General features: G+C 45.8%; 24 protein-coding genes. 10 read left to right on the top strand and 14 right to left on the bottom strand.

Annotated features, from left to right (window positions below):
• Position 1 precedes the first annotated feature (1 nt).
• Entirely contained in the window at positions 2-1,654 is a 1,653-nt protein-coding gene (locus GJR95_RS21300) for a putative maltokinase (RefSeq protein WP_162387778.1), read from the bottom strand.
• 507 nt (positions 1,655-2,161) lie between these two features.
• On the opposite strand from GJR95_RS21300, the gene GJR95_RS21305 reads away from it, so the two are divergent.
• The 5 genes from GJR95_RS21305 (at position 2,162) to GJR95_RS21325 (ending at position 7,309) form a co-directional block, all read left to right on the top strand.
• Positions 2,162-3,055: a helix-turn-helix domain-containing protein gene (locus GJR95_RS21305; protein ID WP_162387779.1), complete on the top strand. Its 894-nt coding sequence runs from the start codon at positions 2,162-2,164 to the stop codon at positions 3,053-3,055.
• Between the two features lie 96 nt (positions 3,056-3,151).
• Complete coding sequence (locus GJR95_RS21310; protein ID WP_162387780.1) at positions 3,152-4,024, top strand: helix-turn-helix domain-containing protein; 873 nt, start codon at positions 3,152-3,154, stop codon at positions 4,022-4,024.
• Between the two features lie 44 nt (positions 4,025-4,068).
• Positions 4,069-5,430: an FAD-binding oxidoreductase gene (locus GJR95_RS21315; RefSeq protein ID WP_162387781.1), complete on the top strand. Its 1,362-nt coding sequence runs from the start codon at positions 4,069-4,071 to the stop codon at positions 5,428-5,430.
• Between the two features lie 278 nt (positions 5,431-5,708).
• Positions 5,709-6,413, top strand: coding sequence for a hypothetical protein (locus GJR95_RS21320; RefSeq protein ID WP_162387782.1), 705 nt, complete (start codon positions 5,709-5,711; stop codon positions 6,411-6,413).
• 65 nt (positions 6,414-6,478) lie between these two features.
• The gene (locus tag GJR95_RS21325) at positions 6,479-7,309 is read left to right on the top strand and encodes a sulfite exporter TauE/SafE family protein (protein ID WP_162387783.1); all 831 of its coding nucleotides are present in this window, start codon (positions 6,479-6,481) and stop codon (positions 7,307-7,309) included.
• Positions 7,310-7,440: 131 nt separating this feature from the next.
• Here GJR95_RS21325 and GJR95_RS21330 read toward each other — a convergent pair whose 3' ends face one another.
• Complete coding sequence (locus tag GJR95_RS21330; protein ID WP_162387784.1) at positions 7,441-7,839, bottom strand: T9SS type A sorting domain-containing protein; 399 nt, start codon at positions 7,837-7,839, stop codon at positions 7,441-7,443.
• A gap of 241 nt (positions 7,840-8,080) precedes the next feature.
• Here GJR95_RS21330 and pgeF point away from each other — a divergent pair, with 241 nt between their 5' ends.
• Together pgeF and GJR95_RS21340 are read left to right on the top strand one after the other, a co-directional pair.
• Positions 8,081-8,833, top strand: coding sequence for a peptidoglycan editing factor PgeF (gene pgeF, locus GJR95_RS21335; protein WP_162387785.1), 753 nt, complete (start codon positions 8,081-8,083; stop codon positions 8,831-8,833).
• Positions 8,834-8,902: 69 nt separating this feature from the next.
• Entirely contained in the window at positions 8,903-9,145 is a 243-nt protein-coding gene (locus GJR95_RS21340; RefSeq protein WP_162387786.1) for a GlsB/YeaQ/YmgE family stress response membrane protein, read from the top strand.
• Positions 9,146-9,182: 37 nt separating this feature from the next.
• On the opposite strand, the gene GJR95_RS21345 is transcribed toward GJR95_RS21340, so the two are convergent.
• Positions 9,183-10,322: an acyl-CoA dehydrogenase family protein gene (locus GJR95_RS21345; protein ID WP_162387787.1), complete on the bottom strand. Its 1,140-nt coding sequence runs from the start codon at positions 10,320-10,322 to the stop codon at positions 9,183-9,185.
• Between the two features lie 372 nt (positions 10,323-10,694).
• Between GJR95_RS21345 and GJR95_RS21350 the strand changes: the two genes are divergently transcribed.
• The gene (locus GJR95_RS21350; protein ID WP_162387788.1) at positions 10,695-12,026 is read left to right on the top strand and encodes a UDP-glucose dehydrogenase family protein; all 1,332 of its coding nucleotides are present in this window, start codon (positions 10,695-10,697) and stop codon (positions 12,024-12,026) included.
• 87 nt (positions 12,027-12,113) lie between these two features.
• Positions 12,114-13,094: a UDP-glucuronic acid decarboxylase family protein gene (locus GJR95_RS21355; protein ID WP_162387789.1), complete on the top strand. Its 981-nt coding sequence runs from the start codon at positions 12,114-12,116 to the stop codon at positions 13,092-13,094.
• A 170-nt stretch (positions 13,095-13,264) separates the two neighbouring features.
• Here the strand turns inward: GJR95_RS21355 and nspC are convergent, their stop codons facing one another.
• From nspC to GJR95_RS21380, 5 genes are all read right to left on the bottom strand, one after another.
• Complete coding sequence (nspC, locus tag GJR95_RS21360; RefSeq protein WP_162387790.1) at positions 13,265-14,410, bottom strand: carboxynorspermidine decarboxylase; 1,146 nt, start codon at positions 14,408-14,410, stop codon at positions 13,265-13,267.
• 121 nt (positions 14,411-14,531) lie between these two features.
• Positions 14,532-15,218, bottom strand: a complete 687-nt coding sequence (locus tag GJR95_RS21365) for a response regulator transcription factor (protein WP_162387791.1) — start codon at positions 15,216-15,218, stop codon at positions 14,532-14,534.
• A gap of 1,015 nt (positions 15,219-16,233) precedes the next feature.
• Entirely contained in the window at positions 16,234-17,325 is a 1,092-nt protein-coding gene (locus GJR95_RS21370) for a hypothetical protein (protein WP_162387792.1), read from the bottom strand.
• Between the two features lie 189 nt (positions 17,326-17,514).
• Positions 17,515-17,757 (bottom strand): hypothetical protein, encoded by a 243-nt coding sequence (locus GJR95_RS21375; protein ID WP_162387793.1) that lies wholly within the window; start codon positions 17,755-17,757, stop codon positions 17,515-17,517.
• A 513-nt stretch (positions 17,758-18,270) separates the two neighbouring features.
• The gene (locus GJR95_RS21380; RefSeq protein WP_162387794.1) at positions 18,271-18,999 is read right to left on the bottom strand and encodes a class I SAM-dependent methyltransferase; all 729 of its coding nucleotides are present in this window, start codon (positions 18,997-18,999) and stop codon (positions 18,271-18,273) included.
• Between the two features lie 77 nt (positions 19,000-19,076).
• On the opposite strand from GJR95_RS21380, the gene GJR95_RS21385 reads away from it, so the two are divergent.
• The gene (locus GJR95_RS21385; protein WP_162387795.1) at positions 19,077-19,460 is read left to right on the top strand and encodes a phage holin family protein; all 384 of its coding nucleotides are present in this window, start codon (positions 19,077-19,079) and stop codon (positions 19,458-19,460) included.
• Positions 19,461-19,556: 96 nt separating this feature from the next.
• Here the strand turns inward: GJR95_RS21385 and GJR95_RS21390 are convergent, their stop codons facing one another.
• From GJR95_RS21390 to moeB, 6 genes are all read right to left on the bottom strand, one after another.
• Positions 19,557-20,222 carry a zinc metallopeptidase gene (locus GJR95_RS21390; protein WP_162391805.1) on the bottom strand — a complete coding sequence of 222 codons (666 nt, stop codon included), beginning with the start codon at positions 20,220-20,222 and terminating at the stop codon, positions 19,557-19,559.
• 237 nt (positions 20,223-20,459) lie between these two features.
• Positions 20,460-20,882, bottom strand: a complete 423-nt coding sequence (locus GJR95_RS21395; protein WP_162387796.1) for a DUF2147 domain-containing protein — start codon at positions 20,880-20,882, stop codon at positions 20,460-20,462.
• Positions 20,883-21,141: 259 nt separating this feature from the next.
• Positions 21,142-21,621 carry a D-glycero-beta-D-manno-heptose 1-phosphate adenylyltransferase gene (rfaE2, locus tag GJR95_RS21400; RefSeq protein ID WP_162387797.1) on the bottom strand — a complete coding sequence of 160 codons (480 nt, stop codon included), beginning with the start codon at positions 21,619-21,621 and terminating at the stop codon, positions 21,142-21,144.
• A 27-nt stretch (positions 21,622-21,648) separates the two neighbouring features.
• Positions 21,649-22,695, bottom strand: a complete 1,047-nt coding sequence (locus GJR95_RS21405) for a lysylphosphatidylglycerol synthase transmembrane domain-containing protein (RefSeq protein ID WP_162387798.1) — start codon at positions 22,693-22,695, stop codon at positions 21,649-21,651.
• A 130-nt stretch (positions 22,696-22,825) separates the two neighbouring features.
• Positions 22,826-23,179, bottom strand: coding sequence for an aspartate 1-decarboxylase (gene panD / locus GJR95_RS21410; RefSeq protein ID WP_162387799.1), 354 nt, complete (start codon positions 23,177-23,179; stop codon positions 22,826-22,828).
• A 167-nt stretch (positions 23,180-23,346) separates the two neighbouring features.
• Complete coding sequence (gene moeB / locus GJR95_RS21415) at positions 23,347-24,486, bottom strand: molybdopterin-synthase adenylyltransferase MoeB (protein ID WP_162387800.1); 1,140 nt, start codon at positions 24,484-24,486, stop codon at positions 23,347-23,349.
• Between the last annotated feature and the right edge of the window lie 203 nt (positions 24,487-24,689).

A 24,689-nucleotide genomic window follows, 5' to 3' on the forward strand; every position in this document is an offset into this window, starting at 1 on the left:
ACTATTCGCTTTTCGATTGTAGCAGAGCTGTTTGAAGCATTGGTATGTTGGGCACGCTTTCGCCATCGCTCAGGCGAATTTTCTCGATTTCACGAACGACGTCGATAATACCCCTGAGCGGAATTTTAACCCAGGAGGGGCGGTAACTAATTTCGTAGCCCAATTCATAAACAGCCTTTTCGAGGAGATAAACCAGTAACAGGAAATTTACCTCATTGTTGTTTTTGAATAATGGATGCGGAGTCCCGAAAACATCCAGATACGAGTTTAAAAACGTATCGCGGATGAGATAAAACCACCGATCGGAAACACGTTGTAAATGTTCGGGATGGAGGGCGTCGGTTTCTATGGAGTTAAAAAGTTTGGCCGAAACCGCGTAGTGATAAGACCGGATCATACCCGCCACATCTTTGAGGGGGGAGTGCTTGATTTTTCGGTCGGTAATGCTACTTTCCGGTTCTCCCTCGAAGTCGATCACTACAAAATCATTGGCGGCTGCCAGTACTTGCCCAAGGTGGTAATCACCGTGAATGCGAATGCGTAGTGAATCGATCGGACGGTTTCGGAAATCGTCAATAAACGTCTCGATCATCTCGCGGGCCTCCATAAACACCCAGGCCAATCGCTGCGTTTGAGGATCGAGCTTCGTATAGTTGTCGATAAGCAGCGCGTATCGACGCTCAAGTAGATCGCCAAAACGTTTAATCAGAAATTCGCGATACTCATCCGTAAATGGTTCAGGAGCAAAGGCTTCATTGGCCTCCGGCTTATAGAGTGCACAGTGCATTTCGCCGGTTCGCTTTCCTAATAACTCAACCTTCTCGAAAACATCTTCCCGAATGGCAAACAGGCGTTGGGGCACGGCAAACAGAAAATCGTTGAGGTAGTCGCCGGTTTGCATCCACGAGTCTTTGTCATTCTGGACCATACGCTGCATCATTCCCAGCGTAATATCCGAACGTTCCTCCGATGGATTGGTATTGGCTTGTTGCCAGCTAATGCTTCCGCCAAAGGCCGGAATGTGGTTGAAGTTGCTTTCGTCCGTCAGAAAGGCCACCATATCGACTTCGGGGTTGGTCTCCTGAAAGAGCTTACGATAGAGTTTAAGAAAATATTTATCGCCGAAGGTCATCGCCGAATTACTCGAATCGACAGGCAGCACGCTTGAACGCAGGTTCTCATCGCCTTCTTCCAGCCCTTTGCCTTTACGAAAAACCAGTTGACCATCCGATTGCGCTATCACCTGATTGGTATAGATGTTGGTGAACAAAGCGTGCCGGAAGCGTTCGTCGTAGATGGCATCGATCAGAAGCCCCAATTGACCGCCAAGAGTAGCCTCACCGATGCGGCCTTTGTCGGGCACATCAACCAGGGAGTCGGTCATGAACGACAGCGGCAGCAGATAATGTTCGGGAATGCCGTCGGCATAGGTTGCTTCCAGAATTAACAGATAGGCTACGTCGCCATCGGATAGCGTTAATGTATGTATTGTCTGGACCGAAAAGCCGGTTTGCTGCCGGGCTTTACCCGCAAACCAACGGCAGGTATTGACGTAAAAAGGAAGTAACGTTTGGGCCAGTTCTGACCAGAATGGTGTATCGGATGCAACGGTAGTCCAGGGAGTGGAGGAGGTCAGAGGCTGGGAGGATACCATGAATTAGGTTCAATTGGCTTGGAGTCGAACAGGTTGTGTCGTGTTAATTCGAACGGGCTTTGGCGGAGCTGAATGCAGATTAGTAGCTGGTTACTCGTGTTTAGTACGGATATTGATGCTTCTGGATACTCGGTTCAAGTCAAAAATTTCTTGAATATAAAACAAAAAAGAACGGCTGATGTTGGCGGGTATGAGAATGGATGCGTATTTTCTTTTGGCCTGAACTCTAAAGATGTCAGAGACCATCTGCCTGACTGATTCCCGAATGCCCGCAATTACTGATGATTTGGGCGTTTTCAACCGATTTGCCGATTCGTAAAATAGCGGTAGTTGTTAACTGGTCAGTACAGGAAATAAAGGATCTGGGGGAATAGTTGATCTATCTTGTTGGTCGTGCTATAAATTGACCTTTACAGGCAATAAATTGAGCCGTACAGCAAAATAAGCTTGCGTGATATTGTCTAGTTTTGTTCTATCAGTCAGTTGGTTAACTTTTCGATCGAAGCTATGACAAATGTATACGACTTCTTAAAGTACCAACCAGATATTTACAGGCAGTTCGCATGTAAAGATCTTCTGTTTGCCTACTATGATTGCCCACAGTCGCAACACCGGGATGACATATTTTCGCATCATAGCTACCTTTCATTTGTTGTCAGCGGAAGCAAACGCATTTACCGGCAGGGAAAGAGCTGGACATTTGCGAAGGGGAGCCTGGAATTTGTCAAAAAAGGTGGATTTATTCAGGAAGTGTATCTGGATGAAGGCTTCCGGGCATTGACGTGCTATATACCGGATACCTATTTACAACAGCTCATCCGAAGTTTTCGGCAATTCTACCGGGGGAAACCCATTACAAACCAGCCTACCGAGCCGATTATTGAATTGGCCGTCAATGAAACTACGACTGGCTTCGTACAAACCTTGTTAAACTACTTTGAACAGGAAATAGAACCTACTGGAGAGGTACTGGAAGAGCGGTTTCGGGAATTGTTATTTACCCTGCTTATCAATCCTGATAATTATGCCCTGGTCACCTATCTCAATAGCCTGACCGATCGCCCTCGTATATCGCTTTATGAGGTGCTTGAGGCTAATTACATGTACCATCTGTCACTCAATGAGTACGCTCAGATTGCCAATCGTAGTTTGGCCTCCTTTAAGCGTGAATTCAGAAGCCTATTCAATACAACGCCCGCTCAATGGCTCATTCAGAAGCGGCTCGATTATGCCTTGATTCTACTCAGAACAACTGAAAAAAGCATTGGTGATATTGTTTTTGACAGTGGTTTTGAAAATGGTTCACATTTCAGCCGGGTCTTCAAAGACAAATTTGGCCTTTCGCCCCAACACTATCGAAAACAACGTATAGGGCCGACGGAACGGACCCTAACCGCTTAATCAGTTCTACCTGTATTGGCTGAAATGGCGACATGGATGTGTTGCCTGTTTTCTGTGGCTTTTCGACTAAAGGCCAAGCTCTTATCCTGCATTGCCATGATAAATGTGTATGAATTTTTGCGCTACCAGCCAGAGCTTTACAAACAGTTTAACTGTAAAGATTTGATGTTTGTATACTACTACTGTCCGCAGACCATTCGGAAGGTGGATGTGTTTACGCATTACAATATTCTCTCCTTTGTTATAGAAGGCAGAAAGTTGATTCATCGACCTGATAATACTTACTTATTGGAGGAGGGACATTGCTATTTTTTCAAAACAGGAGCCTATAATCAGGAGCTTTATCTGGATGAAGGCTGGCGGTCGATGAACTTCTACATACCGGACAGTTATCTGCAACAGCTTGTTGAAAATTATCCACAGATTTATGATCAGAAATCAGAGCCAGAATCGCTTTTTGATCAGGTTAATGAGTTAAAAATCAATGACCTGATTAGCCAGTTGGCGCAACGAATGCTGGCTTACTTTACCGATGGGCAGGCACCGACTGAAGCGATGCTTGAACAATGTTTTCGGGAATTGTTTCTGGCTATTCAGGCCGAACCTGGTAATCAATCATTGGTCGGGTATCTCGGCAAACTTGCTAAACGTACTAGCCCGTCGTTGTACATGATTATGGAGACTAATTTTATGTACAATCTATCGCTCCATGAGTTTGCTCAATTGGCCCATCAAAGTTTGCCCACCTTCAAGCGTGAGTTCAAACGGATGTTCAATATACCGCCTGCTCAGTGGCTTCTGCAAAAACGGTTATCGCATGCCGGCATCTTGCTGAGAACCACGGAGAAAAGTATCAGTGATATTGTGCGGGAGAGTGGTTTCGAGAGTGGGTCGCACTTTAGTCGCGTGTTTAAGAATCAGTTCGGCGAATCACCCCTGCAATACCGTAAGCAATTGAGCTTTAGTTAGTCTGTTCTATACGCTTTCACTCTTAAACCAAATCTATTCTAATTATGGAAACAGTAGCTATTCCTCAATTGAAGGGGAAACTCATTGATCCGCAGCACCCGGAATACCATGTGGCGCGTAAGGTTTATAACGGGATGATTGATAAGCATCCAGCCCTGATTGCTCAATGTGATACGGTGGAAGATGTGGTGGCAATGGTTAACTATGCCAGAGAAACCAGCTTGTTGCTGGCAATCAAAGGAGGTGGGCACAATGGAGCGGGATTAGGCGTCTGCGATGATGGTCTGGTAATTGATTTGTCAGGCATGAAGCGGATTGAGGTTAATGCCGAGAAACAGACCGTTTGGGCTGAAGGAGGCTGTTTATTGAAAGATTTAGATGCCGCAACACATCCCTATGGCTTAGCTGTACCAACGGGTATTAACGGAACAACGGGCCTGGCTGGTCTTACGCTCGGTGGTGGTCTTGGTTATCTGACCCGGCATTGCGGGTTGACCATTGACAATCTGCTGGAGGCTACTGTCGTGCTGGCCGACGGCCGGGTCGTAAAGGCATCGGCCAGTGAAAACGAGGATTTATTCTGGGCTATTCGGGGCGGTGGCGGCAATTTTGGGGTTATTACCTCTTTTCTGTTTCATGCCCATCCGATCAGCACGGTCGTTGCCGGGCCAATACTCTACGAACTGGAAGATGCTAAAGAGATCATGCAGTGGTATCGTTCCTACATTAAAGATGCTCCTGATGAGATCAATGGCTGGTTTGCATTCCTGACCGTACCCCCCGGCCCGCCATTTCCAGAACATCTTCATCTGAAAAAAATGTGTGGTATTCTGTGGTGTTATAGTGGCCCCACTGAAGACGCTGATAAACTACTGGACCCAATTCGTCAAATGAAAACCCCGGCACTCGATCTGGTCGGACCAATGCCGGTACCCGTATTACAGGGCCTATTCGATCCGCTTTATCCGCCGGGAATGCAATGGTACTGGAAGGCTGATTATGTCAATGAGCTGAGCGACGAGGTAATCGATATTCATTGTCAACATGCTGCCCAACTCCCAACCATGCTTTCGACCATGCATTTATACCCCATCAATGGTGCGGCTGCACGGGTACGCAATCAGGATACTGCCTGGAATTATCGGGACGCTACCTGGGCAATGGTTATCGTCGGTGTTGATCCTGACCCGGCTAACGGTGCACTGATCACCAGTTGGGCCAAAAATTACTGGCAGGATTTACACCCATACGGTGCCGGAGGTGCTTACATCAATTTTATGATGGAAGAAGGTGAAGACCGTGTAAAGGCCACATACGGCGATAACTACGATCGATTGGTGGCAGTAAAGGCTAAATACGACCCGACTAATCTGTTTCGGGTGAATCAGAACATTAAGCCCGTATAATGTTCGACAACGTGCCTGGGAATGGACTTAAACCCATTTAAACAACAAGGTATATGAGCCAAAAACAACTAAGTTTTTAGAGGGACCTTTCTGGCAGTTTACGCCAAGCCTGCGATTCATTTTTTAATCGGGTAGCTATCAAAAAGACACTACTCAGACTCCCAATGGTAAGGTATACACTTTACCATCAGGCTATTGTCTTACCTGAATTTGACGCGGGCTGCTGAAACAGAAAACGCATAATCTTTTCCTTACCCATACATATAACCACTTTTCTCATGAAACCAATGAATGACAATCAATCGACACCCCGTCGCGAATTTCTGGGCGCACTAACCAGTGGGGTAGCAGCTTTGAGCGTGGCCACATTCGCTAATCCACAGGCAGCGCAGGCAGGACTCGAACCTGTACTGGAAAATAGTGTAGATAGCGCCGATGCCTGGTTTAACGACATTAAGGGCAAACACAAGGTCGTTTTTGATGCAACTCGACCTCATGGTCTTTTCCCTTTTGCCTGGCCACGGGTGTTTCTACTGACTAATGGGGCTACGGGCACTCCTGAAGCAGAAAATAGTGTCGTGGTTGTGCTCCGTCACGATGCGATTCCGTATGCGTTTGAAGACCGTTTATGGGAGAAATACAAATTTGGCGACGTTTTCAAAGCCGACGATCCGGCTACGAATAAGCCCGCAACTCGTAATCCGTTTTGGAAACCCAAGGCAGGTGACTATAAATTTCCGGGCATAGGTAATGTAGCGATTGGCATCAACGAACTGCAAGCCAGTGGTGTAAAGTTCTGCGTCTGCGAAGCAGCCATGTCTGTTTACAGTGCGGCTGTTGCTCAGGGCATTAATCAAAAGCCAGACGATGTGAAAAAAGACTGGCTCTCGGGTTTACTGCCCGGCATTCAGCCCGTTCCCTCTGGCGTGTGGGCGCTCGGTCGGGCGCAGGAGAAAGGATGTGCTTACATTTTTGCCGGCTGATGTAAAAGTGGCCAGTAGTAGGTCAGTAATAGTCGAATGACAACAAAAGATGAACGATAATAATCATGCAGGAACTTGGCTTCTTTTGTTCGGTGCTCATAGGTTTTTGCCTGGGCCTTATGGGAGGAGGAGGAAGTATGTTAACCATACCCGTGCTAGTGTATTTATTGGGCATTGATCCTATACTTTCAACGGCTTATTCGCTGTTTGTAGTAGGCACAACCGCGCTTATTGGAACGGTTAATTACATCCACGAACAAATTCACTACCGGATTGCCCTGCTGTTTTCGATTCCATCATCCGGCGTCGTATTTGTGATCCGTCGATACGTTATTCCGACTATTCCTGACCCAATTTTTGTCCACGAATCATTTCGACTGAGTAAAGCACTCGCCTTTCTTCTTTTTTTTGCCTTTATCATGCTGGTCGCTTCTTTTTCGATGATCAAAGGAGAAAGAAGCCAGGAGAATAACGGAGCAGTCCTACCCCAATATCGCGACTCATTAACGATCCTGACCGGTATATTGGCAGGTAGTTTGACTGGGCTGGCAGGTATTGGCGGTGGCTTTTTGATTATACCAGCTTTAGTAATACTGATGCGGTTGCCAATGAAAAAAGCAGTTGGTACGTCATTGTTAATTATAGCTGTCAATTCATTTACCGGTTTCCTGAGCGACACGACAATGGAGCGGTTTAACTGGCCATTTCTGTTGGTTTTTACCAGCTTGGCCGTGCTGGGCATTCTGGTAGGTTCGTATGTATCGAGGTTTGTTTCGGGTCTTAGAACCCGAATGCTTTTTGGATGGTCTGTACTAGGCTTAAGCGTTTATATTATTGGCAAAGAAGCACTAATTCCTATGGTTAAAACGGTGCAGTGGCTATGTCACATCCACTAAAACCAGTTGCCGATCAATTGCTCTGCTTGAAAGCTTGATAGCCTGTTCCAGACGCTTTATGGATGGATCGGAAATGACAAGACCTCAACTGGTAGCCAGTTGAGGTCTTGTCGAAAAATGAATCTTAGTTGTTAGTTTAAGGCAACTACTCGGCTTGGTGCGCTAGGCTGTTGAGTCGAGAGTGTGATGTTGTGCGTTGTCGTTTCAACGCCGTTCGTGATTTCTACCTGATATACGCCATCTGGAAGGTCGCTCAGATTCAGGCGAGTGCGGTACTGACTTTCGTTTTTATTCAGGTGCTGACTGTATAAAACTACACCCTGAGAATTTTTCAGGCGAATGTCGACGGTGCCGCCGGTTTCTTTGTCAAGAGCAATGTTCAATTTGCCGTTAACGGTTGTGTAAACGCCCGCTTTGTAGGCTACTGCGCTGGTTGGACGACCGATTGGTTTCGCTTCAGAAAAAGAAGTCAATGATGTAAGAATACCCAGTGAAAGAGTAAGAAGCAGAGGTTTGATGAACGTTTTCATGATATGTTAGTTTTTTTATTTCCGTTTTAAAATCTAGCCGGGTTATTCCCGATTGATGATCCAAAGGTATAGGTGATAGATGGTACTATGCATTACAAACTACCGGAGCGGTTTGCCAACTTGATGAATGGCGGAAAAATGGGGGCGGTTGAGGAAACGGTCTTTAGGATAGATGGGGATTTGAGCGCAATTTTGTTATGGCCAATGACAGCTACGACGCCTGAAACACTTTTTAGATATAATGTCTCTCTATCGCATTCCTGCTATATTATCTGACTTTAACCGGTTAATCGCAGCCGAAAGTACCCGACATGGAGGAGTCAGTCCTGCTCCGTTTTCGTCGCTCAATCTGGGCATAAACACATCCGATGAGCCAGGTAATGTGATTGAAAATCGCCGTCGTTTCTTCAGTGCCCTGGGTGTAGAGGAATCAGAAAGCCACTTTGCATCGTCGCATCAGGTTCACGGAACGGCTATTCTATATGCTACGGAAGGTGGCCGTTTTGACGGCTATGATGCACTCATCACCGATAAACCAGGTTTATTTGTTGGCGTCACTGTTGCCGATTGTGTTCCAATCTTAATTTATGACAAAGCGAACCAGGCCGTAGCTGCCATTCATGCAGGATGGCGCGGAACAGCAGGCGAAATTGTTACCAAAACATTGGCGACGATGCAGCAGCAGTTCGGAACAGTCGCTGATCAATGCTATGCCTATATCGGGACCTGTATCGACGAAAATTCATTTGAGGTTGGGCCTGAAGTAGCCGAACAGTTTGCGATGGCCTTTAAGCAGAAAGATTCCAGTACCTTAAAAGATTGTATCAATCTGAAAGCTGCTAACAGACAGCAGCTCGTTGATTATGGGGTTCCACCGGCCCAAATCGGCATATCGACTTTTTCGACTGTGTTAAATAACGATGATTATTTTTCCTATCGCGCAGAGCAAGGCCAAACCGGACGAATGTTGGTTGTAATTGGTATTCAGCCTTAAACAAAGTTCAGGTGACGACGGTTATGTATCTGTTTTTGTAATAGATTTTTCACTCAACAGTTAATAATCATGGGAATCCTAGTTTCAATATTAGTAGGTGCGGTTGCCGGATGGCTCGCCGATCTTGTATTTAAGCGCTTTTCGTTTTCGCTCGTCATTGAAATTCTGCTGGGTATTGCCGGTGGTTTTGTAGGCGGCTGGATATTTGGTAGAGCTGGTGGTGTAGTAGATCAGATTCTAACCTCATTTGTTGGTGCCGTCATCATTCTGGGTATTGCCGCTCTGATTAAAGGCTCACGCCGAACCGTGTAAATTTCTGAACCGCACAGGGTTGCCTGTGCGGTTCAACTTATTTGAGTATTTGTCGCGAAATGACCACTTTCTGGATTTCGCTCGTTCCTTCTCCAATCGTACAAAGCTTGGCATCCCGGTAAAACTTCTCCGCCGGAAAATCCTTTGTATAGCCATAACCACCAAAAATTTGAACCGCTTCATTAGCCACCCGAACGGCGGTTTCTGAAGCAAACAGTTTAGCCATCGCCGATTCTTTCGTTACGGGTTTGCCGGCATCTTTCAAATCGGCTGCCTGGTAGGTCAATAATTTTGCCGCTTCAATATCGGTGGCCATATCGGCCAGTTTAAAGCTGATCCCTTGAAAATTCGCAATGGGCTGCCCGAATTGTTCCCGCTCTTTGGCATAGGCTAAAGCAGCATCGTAGGCACCATAAGCTATTCCCAAACTTAATGCAGCAATTGAAATACGACCACCATCCAGAACCTTTAATGACTGGATAAAGCCGTCTCCTATTGCACCTAGCCGTTGGCTGTCGGGAATGTAACAGTCCTGAAACAGCATTTCGGCCGTTTCTGAAGCACGCATCCCCATTTTATCTTCTTTTCGGCCACCCGAAAAACCGGGTGTACCCCGTTCAACGACGAACGCAGTAGCATTGTGTGGTTTGTTTGGTTCACCCGTTCGGGCGATCACTACCGCAACGTTTCCACTTTTGCCATGCGTTATAAAATTCTTGGCTCCATTCAAAATCCAGCCGTCGCCCTGACGACTAGCCGTTGTGCGCATATTACCTGCATCAGAACCAGTATTGGGCTCAGTCAGACCCCACGCGCCGATCCACTCTGCAGTTGCTAACCGGGGAAGGTATGTTTGTTTCTGATTTTCGTTGCCGAATAATAAAATATGGTTTGTGCACAACGAATTGTGGGCAGCCATTGACAGCCCTACGGCACCATCCACGCGGGAAAGCTCCACAATAGCTGTTACATATTCGCGGTACCCTAAACCTGTTCCGCCATAGGCTGTGGGTACCAGCATTCCCATGAGGCCATGATCACCCAACTGTTTAAATAAGCTGGCAGGAAAATGTTGCTCTTCATCCCATTGGCGCACGTTTGGGCGAATCAAGCGTTCACTCAAATCCCGAACCGATTGGGCTATTAATTCTTGATTTTCTACAATTTCGTTGGTCATATAAGGGTGTGACTCGATGAAGTGATCGAATAGAAATATCGCTAAATTCTATTGAAACTCCAATGGTTTTTTACTGGACACTTTCTAGGCAATATTAACTAGCAAAATAAGGTCCATAGTTTATTATGTTACCAATTACGCTATTTTTAAATTTTTTGAGTTATAATAAAGTTAAATCGTATATTTGTTACGAGGCTACCAGAGTTAATGTTCAGTGCATTTGGTAGGTGACGAATTGTTTACCGATAAGTCATAATTACACTTTAGGGCTAGGCAGTTATTAAAAAACTCCTATTTTTGTGACATCGGGCCGACTTAAGCGTCCGTAATATATACCGTAATCGTTCGCAAATTTTACTTTGACATTTTTATATGAAACTGGCAGTTGTAGGAACTGGATATGTAGGCCTTGTCACGGGGACGTGTTTCGCTGAGACCGGCAACCAGGTAACATGCGTTGATATCGACGTACGCAAAGTAGAAAAGCTTAATAATGGCATTATGCCGATTTATGAGCCTGGCCTGGATGTACTCTTCCATCGAAATGTAGAACAGGGCCGTTTGTCGTTCACGACGAACCTGGAAGAAGGAATTAAAGGGGCTGAAGTAATCTTTTTGGCGCTGCCGACTCCTCCGGGTGAAGATGGCTCTGCTGACCTGAAATATATTTTGAAGGTAGCCAGTGATCTGGGTCCTATTCTAAGCCAATACGCGGTTATTGTCGATAAGAGCACAGTTCCAGTCGGTACTGCTGAAAAAGTGCACGCTCACATTGCCGATAATGCGAAGGTAGATTTCGATGTAGTGTCTAACCCTGAGTTTTTGCGCGAAGGTGTAGCCGTTGAAGATTTCATGAAACCTGACCGGGTTGTGATCGGTACAAAATCAGAGCGGGCGAAAGGCGTCATGAATCGACTCTACGCGCCCCTGGTACGTCAGGGGAACCCCATTATTTTCATGGACGAGCGTTCGGCTGAAATGACTAAATATGCAGCCAATGCGTTTCTTGCTACGAAAATCACGTTCATGAACGAGATTGCCAATCTCTGTGAACGGGCTGGCGCTAATGTAGATGACATTCGTCGCGGTATTGGTACCGATAGCCGGATTGGGAAGCGATTCCTGTTTGCCGGTATTGGATATGGTGGAAGCTGTTTCCCCAAAGATGTACAGGCACTGGCGAAAACAGCGCAGGATTTCGATTATGATTTCAGAGTATTGAAATCAGTAATGGAGGTTAACTATACACAGAAAACGAAACTGATGCCCCTGATTTTAGACTACTTCGGTGGAGATCTGACGGGTAAAACCATTGCTGTCTGGGGACTTGCTTTTAAACCTTATACCGATGATATCCGCGAAGCGCCCGCATTGGATAACATCAAAGCCCTGATCGAAGCAGGTGCTAAAGTAACGGTATATGACCCCGAAGCGATGGAAAATGTGCGGAATCAGATTGGTAATGCCGTTTCGTACGCACATACACAATATGCCGCATTAGACGATGCCGACGCACTTATGATTATTACTGAATGGCCGCTGTTCCGTACGCCAGATTTCGATAAGATGAATCTGCTGTTGAAGAACAAGGTTATCTTTGACGGTCGAAACGTGTATGAACTCGATCAAATGCGCGAGTTGAACTATACATACATTAGCGTTGGCCGGGAAGCCGTTCTGGCCCCAGTCGAACAAAAAGCGTAGTTTTAAACACAGAGACACAAAGAGTACAGCCATAAAACGCTGTAACTTTGTGTCTCTGTGTTTAATTTACCACAAACCCTATATTGAATGAAGCGTGTTTTAATTACCGGCGGAGCCGGATTTTTAGGATCGCATTTGTGTGATCGGTTCATCAAGGAAGGCTATCATGTCATCGCGATGGACAACCTTATTACCGGCGACATTCGTAACATCGAACACCTGTTCCACCTGCCGAATTTTGAGTTCTACCATCACGATGTATCCAAATTCATTCATGTTCCCGGTGAGTTGGATTATATCCTGCATTTTGCTTCGCCAGCCAGCCCGATCGATTACCTCAAGATTCCGATTCAGACCCTGAAAGTAGGTTCACTGGGAATCCATAATTGCCTGGGCCTGGCGCGGGTAAAAGGCGCTCGTGTGCTGATCGCGTCAACATCGGAAGTGTATGGAGACCCAACGGTTCACCCACAAAACGAAGAATATTGGGGTAATGTGAACCCGGTAGGGCCGCGTGGTGTCTACGACGAAGCGAAGCGATTCCAGGAGGCAATGACGATGGCCTATCATACCTATCATGGGCTGGAGACGCGCATTGTCCGGATTTTCAATACCTATGGCCCACGGATGCGCCTGAACGACGGTCGGGTATTGCCTGCTTTCATTGGTCAGGCGCTTCGGGGCGAAGACCTAACCGTATTCGGCGATGGTAGCCAGACACGCTCGTTCTGCTACGTCGACGATCTGGTTGAAGGTATTTATCGCCTGTTGCTAAGTGACTATCCGTATCCGGTCAATATTGGTAATCCATCGGAAATCACCATTAAAGAGTTTGGCGAAGAGATTATCAAGCTTACCGGCACGAGCCAGAAACTCGTATTAAAAGATTTGCCTAAGGACGACCCGAAACAACGTCAGCCTGATATTACCAAGGCAAAAGCAATTCTGGACTGGGAGCCGAAAGTGTCTCGCGCAGAAGGATTACGGATTACGTATGACTATTTCAAGAGTTTACCAGAAGAAGAACTGTACAAGGCGGCCTACCACCGTGAGTTCGTGAAGAAATAAACTGAACCGTTGCGTTGCCGTTAATGGAAACGTTGCGTAGTTTTACTTCCGTAATTGCCTTGTGCAGTACACCTTTAGCTGTCTGATAAAAACCTGCGGACCATATTGTGCGCAGGTTTTTTGTTTTTTGGCATAGAGACTGGTACGGGAATAGCTTAAGACCCAACCGATCAACTCAGCCGATCCTTAAAGCTATCGTACCCATAGGAGCGTACTACCTGAAACTGATCATTCTCTTTCCAGATGCCTATACTTGGTAAACCCACGCCGTTAAAGGTTGTGGTTTTCACCATGGTGTAATGGATCATGTCATCGAAGACAAGATTATCACCGATTTCCAGCGGTTTGTCAAACGAGTAATCACCCATGAAATCACCAGCCAGACAGGTCATTCCACCCAGTCTGTAAGTTGGTTTTCCGTCAACGGGCTCGTGGTAGGAATTAATAATACGTGGCTTATAAGGCATTTCGAGCGTATCGGGCATATGAGCCGCAAACGACGTATCTAAAATAGCGACATGAATACCCTGGCTATCAATGATATCGAGTACCGTTGACACCAGAACTCCTGTCTGCCAGGCGATGGCCGAACCTGGCTCTAAAAGTACGTCAACATTATATTTCTGCCGGAAAGCAGTGAGTAGCCCAATCAGGTGGTTGGTGTCGTAGCCTTCGCGCGTCATCAGATGGCCCCCGCCGAAGTTGACCCACTTTGCCTGATGAAGCAAATCGCCGAATCGACTTTCAAGCGCATCGAGGGTACGTTCGAGGGTAAACGAGTCATTTTCGCAAAGGGTATGAAAATGAATACCTTCCAGCCCTTCGGGTAATTGATCGGGGAGCTGGTCGCGCGTTGCCCCCAGGCGGGAGCCGGGTACACACGGATTATACATATCGGTAGCAACCTCCGAATACTGTGGATTAACGCGTATTCCGCACGAAACACGGCCAATAGCCCGGTCTTTGAAGCGTTCCCATTGGTTCCACGAGTTGAATGTCAGATGGCTGCTGCGTTCAACAACTTCATCGAATTCGTCGTCGCGGTAAGCGGGTATATAGGTATGCGCCTTTACGCCCATGTAATCGTTCACCAGCTTGATCTCATTAAGCGAACTGGCCGTGGCTCCACTCAGGTATTCGCGTACCAACGGAAACACGCTGTACATGGAAAAGCCTTTCAGAGCCAGAATGATCGTTACACCGGCGGCCTTCTGAACAGAGTCGATGAGTTGTAGATTTCGGCGGAGTTTTGCTTCTTCGAGGATGAAGCAGGGAGATGGTATTGTGTTAAGACGCTGATGCAGGATCGTATTCATGCGGCAAAGGTAAGGCGTTTTCTGCCGCAATAGAACCTTTGCTTCCTTATTGTACACCCGTTTACGATCAGATTTTCGCCAGATTCGGAATCGCGATTTACCAAAGCCGAAAACGAATTTATTACACGTCGTCCGGAATCCGGATAACATAACCCATACCGACTACGGTATGAATAAGCTTGGTGGTTGACGGGCGGTCGATTTTATTCCGCAGATAATTGATATATACTTCAACTGTATTCGGGCGAATCGCATCGGCGGCATTCCATACCGTTTCAAGGATTTCTTTTTTAGAGATAACGCGTCCCTTATTTTCCATCAGAAATACCAGCAGGTAGTATTCACGAGGGAGTAAATTAATGCGTTTGCCAGCCCGGTATACTGATTTCTCGGATAAATTAACGTTAAGATCGTCAATGCTGAGTTCTGATCGTGTTGTAAAGTGCCCGGCTTTACGCCGGTAAAGTGCATACAACCGGGCCATTAATTCCCGAATATCTACCGAATTGCCAACACAATCATCCGCTCCTGATTCCAGTACCCATGCTTTATTGGCAGGCGTATCGGGAGAAATAATTAATAATAGCGGCACATCATGCGTTTCGACAGCCCATAAATAAAATGAACTTAACTGGACACTGTCCTGGAGGTTCATGGCCAACAGTACGATGTCATAATGAGACTGGTGAGCCATCATCCAGCCCGTATGCCAGTCTGGGCTAACCATAACCTGATTGTTCTCAATTTCCAGCCGCCGACGTATCCAGTCGGCCTGGGATACCTCGCTATCGATAAGTAAAAGTTTCATGCGCATCTGCCTAAAATCAGCAAAGACCAGTTTAGATGCCTGATCAATTCAATAAACCAGATTTAGACCTGGCGATTTGAATGGACATAACACTAGAATGTAGTGTCACAAATGACGCACAGAAAGCAGTACTCAGAATTAAATCCGGCTTAGAGTTTGGCCTGTTTCCCCTTAAAAAGTGATTAATATTCCTTTGATTATGAGGATATTCGCCGAACAGGTCCGATGGGTTTGCAATTAAAGGCACCTTATTGATTTAGGGTGCAGGGCGACATAAACCTAAAACAGCCAAAGGAAAAAAATCTATAACCGGGGAATAGTTCATTTGTGGAGTGAATTCCACCTTTCCCAAACAAAGTGGTAAGCCAGTGAAAGCAATGGTAAGCTAATAAACGATTTGATAAATCAATTGCGGAACGTATTATTTCCTTATTGTAACTATGATCGCAATAAGGAAATAATACGGACCTTTACTTATCCAGGTTAACGTTCAACTCTCGATAACCAAGGTGGATATAGAAAATAATCATGCCCTTCTAGGTAAGCAGTTTTACACCTCATAGGATGTTCTAGATCAACTGAACAATCAACTAAGTCAGCTTCTCTTTTATAAGCAGCTATAAAGTCAGCTTCTTGCTTATTCAAACACTCATTGGAGTCCTCTTTGTACCCCGTAATATAAAATCGAATTATTACCCATTTGCTGGCAGCTGGATGCCCATCTAGATACTGGCTCTTCCACTGTCCATTTAATCGGTTTAGCTGTTCTCGAATGGATATAGCCAACTCTGAGGGCGTATTATCGGAAACAACTAGCGTATCCAAATTTCCTTCAGAGGACACTTTAAACTTGATAGAGACCGTTCTGAAGATGTTAGGTTTCTCTGCACACGTTAAGCGAATAGACTTTAAAAAAGGCTCTCCACTCTTCAGTGTCGGGGGAGTCGGTACTCCCTTGACTGACTGCCCTATTGCATTAGTGGTAGTCGCCAGCATGAGTATTAATACAAATACCCTAGTTACACCTAGCTCCATAACCTGTGTTATTTTTATAGTTAACGCTTGTCTGTAGTATTTTACCTGTCACATTGGTGCCTGACACCCGGTCTATATCTACCAGCTGCTTCCAGGCTTTCGTTTTTTGTAACCCTCCCCAGGACAAATCAATAGCATCATCATAGGTCAGTGCATAGCCAGCAGCTTTTAGCGTAAAAGCCATCGGCTTAACGTATTTTTCCGCCATTATTTCATGATCTGTTTCTCCATCATTAGCTGGAAGATAAACATGTAGCATTTCGTAGATAATCGTCGCTTCTATATAATCTTTGCTCGAATTAGCTAGTGCACCTGTATTCAACGTAATTTCATATACCTTATAAGCCGCATTTGTAACACGGGTTTCTCCATCAATATTAGGGTCGCCAAGATCTTTGTCAATCAAATCAATAGTAACGTCTTTCGATTGAGCAAACCCTTGTATTATACCTAACACGTTAGATTTTAGTTGTGCATCAATCAAAGAGTTATAGGCACTAACCATGCATGGGGTCTTTAAATTTACTATGTTTATATCGACTACATTATTACTCCCTGGAGTTGTTGGCTCGGTCGGTCCTGTACCTTCTCCAGGGCTTGGCGGATTATCATCATAGCATTCTTCATAGCTATCTGTGTCTACAAGTTCCCAGTTAGAACAGTAATAATCATCAGTAGATCCATGTCCATAGTTTGGTGCGCTACAATTCGGTCCTAGTGAATTAGTACTTGTACCGTAGGAAGTTGGAGAACCCCAATCTCCATAACAAAATGACGACCAATAACAAGTAGTGTGCGTATTACAGAACATGGCAGCACGTGCATTGCTATTAGAGGAAGATGTGATAGGCTTGATTGTAGCTACTTTTAATCCATCTTTATAATAGCTACCCCCCAACAGTTCTCCCAACCAATTCCATAAAAATACCCTACCTGAAAAATTGTTTTTCCAAATTCTTCCATTGTAAATACGCAAATACTCTTCATCAGGCTGGACCTTCTTTACTTGCTCCTGTATCTGCCCATCTTTAATATAGATGACTAACGATAGATTGTCAGGCGTTAATAGCATAGTTTCATTTTGCTGTCCATTCTTCGCCCCTATATTATATAACCATTTTTTATTTCTTGACGACCTAAGCGGAATTTCAACAAATCGTTCTCCCTGCTTCGTCTGTCCTTCCTGAGCCTTTTCCCAAATTGGAACAAGGCCATCAAATCTCTTTGTTTTTACCCGTGCTCCTGATTTATAAAGTGAATGTTACGCAAACCAACTACGAGCCTTATCTACTGTTAGACCATTAATGCTTGGCTTGAGCAGTGCCCCTGGCTCTTTTGAGCAAGAAACAACAGCTAGAAGTAGAATCGCAGTTAGTAGTCGCCTAAAAAGCGAGAGCTTTGAATTAATTTTCTTTCCCATATTTTTAACTGATTTAATAATAAAACATTGAACTTGCTCAAAGCCCCACGTCTGGTCTCCAAACAGGCTTAGGACTTTTGCCATTTTAGACCCTGTCAGGTGACAGAGGTATCATTTTTTTATGTGATTTTGGCTGAAATCACCATTTCGCCGGATGAAATCACCCAAATAGAGATGAATATTATTTAATTTATAAAATCTTATATTATATATAGAATTTATATACTATATTTTATATTATAAATATTTATACGTATTCTTTTATATAAATGAAAATCACAATGAAAATCACAATGAAAATCAAGGAGCTTATGAGGTGTTTAGTGTAATTAAAGAAAGTAGCCGGGTTGTCGAATAAGTTTGCTTAGGGTAGTCCTGGTCGGCTTATTTTAGGTTAATCGGCTAGGGGTTAGCCAGATCATTCTTAGAAAAACCTAACGTACGAATGCTTATACAGCACATCTTTAGAAGCTGTTTATTAGAAAGCCGTTTAGCAGATTTGAATTGTGTGCAACAACCTTATTCCTCCAACTTGACGGTCTCTTAATGGCAAGGATAGTACCGGGCGACGTGGTGGAAATAGAAAAGGTAGGGGCGCTATTTTCCGAAAAACATAATGTGCTGTTGCGGTAAGCGGCTATCGTTTTTTAGCAATCGTAAACCAACCGCTTTCATTTCTTTGGTGGCCTGGGCTACACTTAGCTTGTGCAGTGCTTTTATGGGCACATTCGGATCTTCGGCGCGATATTCAACCAGCACAACACGCCCACTCGGTTTTAACGATGATACAATGTGGTCCATCATCTCCCGTGGGTACGAAAATTCGTGGTACGCATCGATCATGATGACCAGATCGACGGTATTCGCGGGTAATTTTGGGTCTGACTCCGTACCAAGCACCGGCTGAATGTTACTGATGTTTCGCTTCGTTTTGCCTTCGTTTAGGTATTGAATCATTTCGGGTTGAATGTCAACCGCCAGCACACGGCCTTTCGGTAATTCGGGAGCCATCAGAAAGGTAAAGAAACCCGTTCCGGCCCCAATATCGGCAACAACATCAGTTGGTTTGAGATTGAGCGCCTTGAGTAATAAATCGGTTCGTTCTTCCCGTTCCCGCTCGGGTCGTTCAAGCCATGATGCACCAAGATGGCCCATAACCTGCGCAATCTCCCGGCCCATGTATCGTTTGCCAATTCCATCGCGGGTGGCTTGCTGGTATTGGTAATAGCGGGTGCTATCGGCAGTCTGAGCGGATGTTTGCTGCTGTGAAGAGCCAGGTCTGCAAGCCAATAAGGAGAGTAAGGAGAATAGCCAGAGACGGTACATGCTCTTAGGGGTGATACGATCTTTCAAACAACCCTGTCCGGAAACAGTTGTTCAGAAAACCATCTAAACGTTTATCTATGAACCTTATATTGCATTTACTGTTAGACGCGGCCGTAATTTTTGGATTGGCTTACCTCATGCCACAGGTCGATGTGAAGAATTTTGGAACAGCGCTGCTGATTGCTGTATTGCTGGGATTGCTCAATTTTTTTATCGGCTGGATTATTCGCTTCCCACTTAATTTAGTAACCTTCTTCCTCCTGACTGGCATTATTCGTATCGTCGTAACGGCTATTTTACTAAAACTTATCGATAGCTTTTTAGACAGTTTTACCATCACTGGCTTCTGGCCCGCTCTTGTTATTGCGCTTGCTGTGGCCGTTGCAGGGATGTTAATTGACCGTTCGGCACCGACTGAAGAGCGGGTTCAATCAGGTTATGAAGCGATGATGATCAGGTGAATAGCGATTAAGTACCTGAGCTGAAAATTAGAAAGGGGTAATTGAGAGACCGTATGGCTCCCAATTACCCCTTTCTATAGTAAGTACTCAATAAGATTAGTCGCTACGTCGACCACCCGACAGTAAGCTCGCGTAATAGAGCAAGGTTGCCAGCGAACCTAAGGCCGCTACAACATATGTCATGGCTGCCCACCAGAGCGCATCTTTGGCAAAGCCATATTCGCGCTGGTTTACGACGCCCCGATCCTGAATCCAGGCCAACGCCCGACGGCTGGCGTCGAACTCAACGGGTAGCGTCACGAAACTGAATATCGTTGTGAGGGCAAATAAGCCAACACCGATAGCCAATGGAATAGGCGTTGTCTGGAGCATAAGAATGCCGAGCAGAATAACCCACTGCAAATAGCGCGAAGAAACGGATAAAACAGGAACCAGCGCCGATCGTAATTGCAACGGAGCGTAAGCGAGTTTATGTTGAACTGCGTGACCGCATTCGTGTGCGGCTACCGCTGCGGCTGCCACACTACGGCCATAATAGACATCATTACTCAGGTTAACGGTCTTTTCCTGTGGGTTATAATTATCGGTAAGCATGCCTTCCGTCGAAACGACACGCACATCATAAATGCCATTTTCCTGAAGCATCCGCTGTGCAATTTCGGCACCGCTAAGGCCATTGCTTAAGCCAATCTGAGAATATTCATTAAACTTACTCTTCAGGCGCCAGCTCACAAAAAGGCTGATACCGAAGATAAGAATCATTAACAACCAAGGGGAAATCATCGTTTTTTGGTTAGGTTTATACGTATGCGAACGGGTAACTTACCGGTCCGTCTCCTATAAAACAATAGTTTTACTGAAATGTCTCCACAATTGCAACCATTTATCAAGTCTACGGTCCGTTGGCAAGCTGTAAATACCAACGGCCAGCCGACAGTCGGCTGGCCGTTGCAAAGGTTTAGGAACAGCAAGAGTGTATGTGGGTCAGTAGCCGTCTAATTATAAAGGCTTTCGCGTCATGATATATTCTTTATGAAGCCAGCGCCAGCCTTTGTAAACAGTTGCGGTTAATGTTTGTGAATCCACCATTTTGACTTCAATATTAAAATGGCTCCCCGTTTTTGGGTGAATCAACTCCCCGCCCGACCAGCCAGAACCGTCGAATATCAGATTACTGATCAGGAGTTGGTTTTTGGTTATACCAAACTGTTGTTTACCCGTTGGACTGACTTCAGAGATGCGGCCAAAGTAGCGATCACCGACACGATACAGCTCGACCGTCGAGCCTCGCCCAGGAAACAGCCAGCGCCCCAGAATCTGATCGGCTGTATTCTCTGTGGATGATTTACCTGATGCAGGCCAAACACAAAGGAAAAAAAGGCTTAATGCCCAAAGGCGATTTCGGCGCAGTAACAAAGACATTCGTTCACGATTGGTTTACAAGGTGATACAAGCAAAAATTACGGATTTGCAGATTGTATGTCGGTGAGTAGGGGTAACGAGGGACTAAAATAAAAAATCTATTTGTGAATTTCTACTGGTTATATAGATTAAGGTTATTTTAATGTAAAAAAAGAGCTGGCATTTTGCCAGCTCCTGCCTGATAGTGAATGAATTACGGGAATTTAAGTGCTAAGTATTTTTCTTGGACAGTGGAAAAAAAATACTCGTATGCGCCCGGCTAGAAACTCTGTTTGATACGTTCGATGAGTTTTGTCGTTGAATAGCCTGGCACAAGAGCAACCGTTTCAACACGACCACCCCTGCCCAACACAAAGTCGGCTCCAACAATGTTGGCAACCGAATAATCATCGCCTTTTACAAGAATGTCTGGCTTAATGGCTTCGATCAGTTCGAGCGGAGTTTGCTCGCCAAAAAGTGTTACAGCATCTACAAATTCGAGGGCGGCCATCAACCGGGCACGGGCATACTCGTTGACAACCGGGCGTAAAGGGCCTTTAATACAACTAACAGAGTCATCTGTATTGAGTCCCAGAACCATGCGATCACCCAGGTTGCGGGCTTTCTCAAGGTAATCTATATGACCCAGATGAACAATATCGAAGCAACCGTTCGTGAAAACGATTTTCTGCCCTGCTGCCCGCCATTGATCGGCTTGTTGAATAGCCTGTTCGCGTGAGAGGATTTTGGATTCAGTCATGTAAAGAAATGTTACGCGAACGCGCTACTATAGTTTTATCGCTTTAGGATCATCCAGAACATCTGCTATTTCCGTCATTTTGTTACGGCGTAACAGTACGACCAGCAGGCTCAGGATACCCAGTATAATAATCATTAGGGTTGAAACGCCATGTATGAACGTGGCCAGCACCTGCCCATCCTGACTGGTCAGGTCATAGAGTAGTGCAACCTGCCCCACCAATAGGTGAAACGAGCCTATACCTCCTGGTGTGGGTGCTGCCATACCAAGCGATCCGACCACTAAAATTGTCAATCCAGCCAGCGGACCAAGATTGGCAGTGGCGGGCATAGCAAAGAAGAGCGTGTACGACATAAGGTAATACATCGTCCAGATGAGCAGCGTGTGAAATAAGAAAGCACCGGGCCTGCGTAATTTGCGAACGCTCAATAATCCTTCGAGTAAACCGGATAGAAAGCCGCTTACTTTCTGATAGACCGGGTGTTTGCCCAGGGCTTCCCGGTAGCGATTGAAAAGAAACCAGCCCAATAAAGCCAGCCCAAGCAATACCGCTCCTGCCAGCATCAGAATACTCGAACCACTTGATCCTTTGGGAAGCTTGCCACCTAAAAATTCCATAAAGAACTGACTTAGCCGGTCAAATTCAAGTACGAATGTGGCTGCCAGCAAGAGAAGAAGCATCAATACGTCGAACAAACGTTCGGCGACTACAGTACCAAAACTAACGTTGACCGGTACGCCTGAAAGCCGATAGAGCGTTCCGCAACGAGCCACCTCGCCAGCGCGCGGAAGGGCCATATTCGCTAAATAACCGGTCAGAACGCTTACTGTTGCATCGAGTGAGGTTGGTCGTTGCGGAACAACGGGTTCCAGTAATGTCCGCCAGCGTTCAGCCCGACTCCAGTGTGCTACAAGCGTCAGGGCCGCCGACACGAATATCCATCGGAAATCAGCAGCGCTTAGTTTGCGCCATAAATCAGCAACATCAAGATGGCTTTGCTGAAATGTAAACCAGAGTAATCCTCCGGCGATTGCTAATGAGATGGCGTATTTTAGTACGTTTTTGAGATTCATAGGATGGTAACGCGGCTCGAAGACCGCGCTTATGGCAAATACAGGGCGACTTTTTGGCCGCGTTACACGAAAAACTCCGCTACAAAGTAACGGAGTTTCACGGAAATGGATGTTAACGGTGCGTAAAAGGCTAGTCTTTCACCAGTCGGTTATTATTATCCGGAAAGATTACGGTTGGTTTATAGGACCTGGCTTCATCGGGCGTCATCATTGCGTAGGCAATAATGATAATGATATCGCCAACCTGCGCTTTACGCGCTGCGGCTCCATTCAGACAGATCGTTCCCGAACCCCGTTCGCCTTTAATGACGTAGGTGATAAGTCGTTCACCGTTATTGTTATTGACAATATGCACTTGCTCATTCTCGAACAATCCGGCGGCATCCATAAGATCTTCATCAATAGTGATGCTGCCGACATAATTTAACTCCGCCTGCGTGACTTTAACGCGATGGAGCTTGGATTTAAGGACGTTGATAAACATGATTGGTAAGATAATGCCGGTTGGGGCGACAAATACCGACGCTTACCAACGGCACTCACGAAACAACCGCAGTTAGGGGTTGGTTCCGGCTCAACTTGTAACCTGACGTTCAAAAAATAAAGCCATAGCACTAGGCTATGGCTTTATTTTTTGAACTTGATTGGACGTTAATAGATTGCCATTTCGGGTTCAATATCCCGCGCCCAGGCATTAATACCACCCTCAAGGTTATACAGATTCGTTAATCCGCCCTGTGCATAGAGGTAGTTGATGACATTGGCCGAGCGGATTCCATGATGACAATACACGACAACGGGCCGATCGGTAGGAATGCGTTTTCGGTTATTGGGAATCATGCCAACCGGGATAAGTACTGATCCTTCGAGGTGACAGAGGTCATATTCGGGTCGTTCGCGAACATCCAGCAAAAATATATCCTCACCCAGAGCAAGCCGTTCGGCTAATTCATGAGCGGTGATTTTCTGGGGGCCGGTCGCAACGGCGGGCGTTGGTCGGTATCCAGATGCCAGACCCTGTCGGGCAAGGTCGTCAGCATCGGCACGGCGTTTGGTTTTGATTCGCTGTTGATTCATTGTCAGCAGATCGACCATCAGCAGGTGTTCGCTTAGCGATTGCCCAATGCCGGTAATAAGTTTGATTACTTCATTTGCCTGATACGTTCCAATAACACCTGGCAATACTCCGAGTACACCCGTATCGTTGCAGTTAGGAATCTCAATGTCGTTGGGGTATTCAGGAAACAGGCACCGATACGTTGGGCCTCGCTGGCCATTGCCCAGATCGGCGTTGAGTACGGCTACCTGCCCTTCGAAGCGATGAATCGCCCCATAAACGAATGGCTTGCCCAGTGTTACACAAATGTCGTTAACAAGATACCGAACTTTAAAATTATCGGTGCAGTCAACAACGATATCATAACCTTCAATAATACCTCGGGCATTACTGATCTCAAGAGCCGCTGTATAGGTATCGAAAGAAATATCGGGATTGAGCCGATTTAGATGGCTAACGGCGATTTTAGCTTTTGGTTTACCAACTTCATCGGTCGTGTAGAGCACTTGCCGCTGAAGGTTGCTGAGGTCTACTACATCGGGATCGATAACGCCGATAGTGCCAACACCAGCCGCTGTCAGATAAAGCAGCACAGGGCAGCCCAGGCCTCCCGCACCAACGACCAGCACCCGGCTGTTTTTGAGCCTAAGCTGGCCTGCCATACCCATTTCTGGTAGGTTCAGATGTTTTTGATATCGTTGTTTTTCGGCAGGTACTAACGTTGTTGCTTCCATGGTGTCGAACGCTATGCAAACCCAAATCTATTGCTTTAATCCAACAGATTTTGACTCGCTAAAATTGCGCCGGATTGAAAAAAAGCTCATCTATTTTGCAAACCTAATTAGTCTCGAATTTTCGAAAAGCAATATAGCTACCATTTCCTGATGCGACAATACCGCTTAAACACAATTGGGACCTGACGGTATTATGAGTCGCT

The organism is Spirosoma endbachense (assembly GCF_010233585.1).
In the GTDB taxonomy this organism is placed as follows: domain Bacteria; phylum Bacteroidota; class Bacteroidia; order Cytophagales; family Spirosomataceae; genus Spirosoma; species Spirosoma endbachense.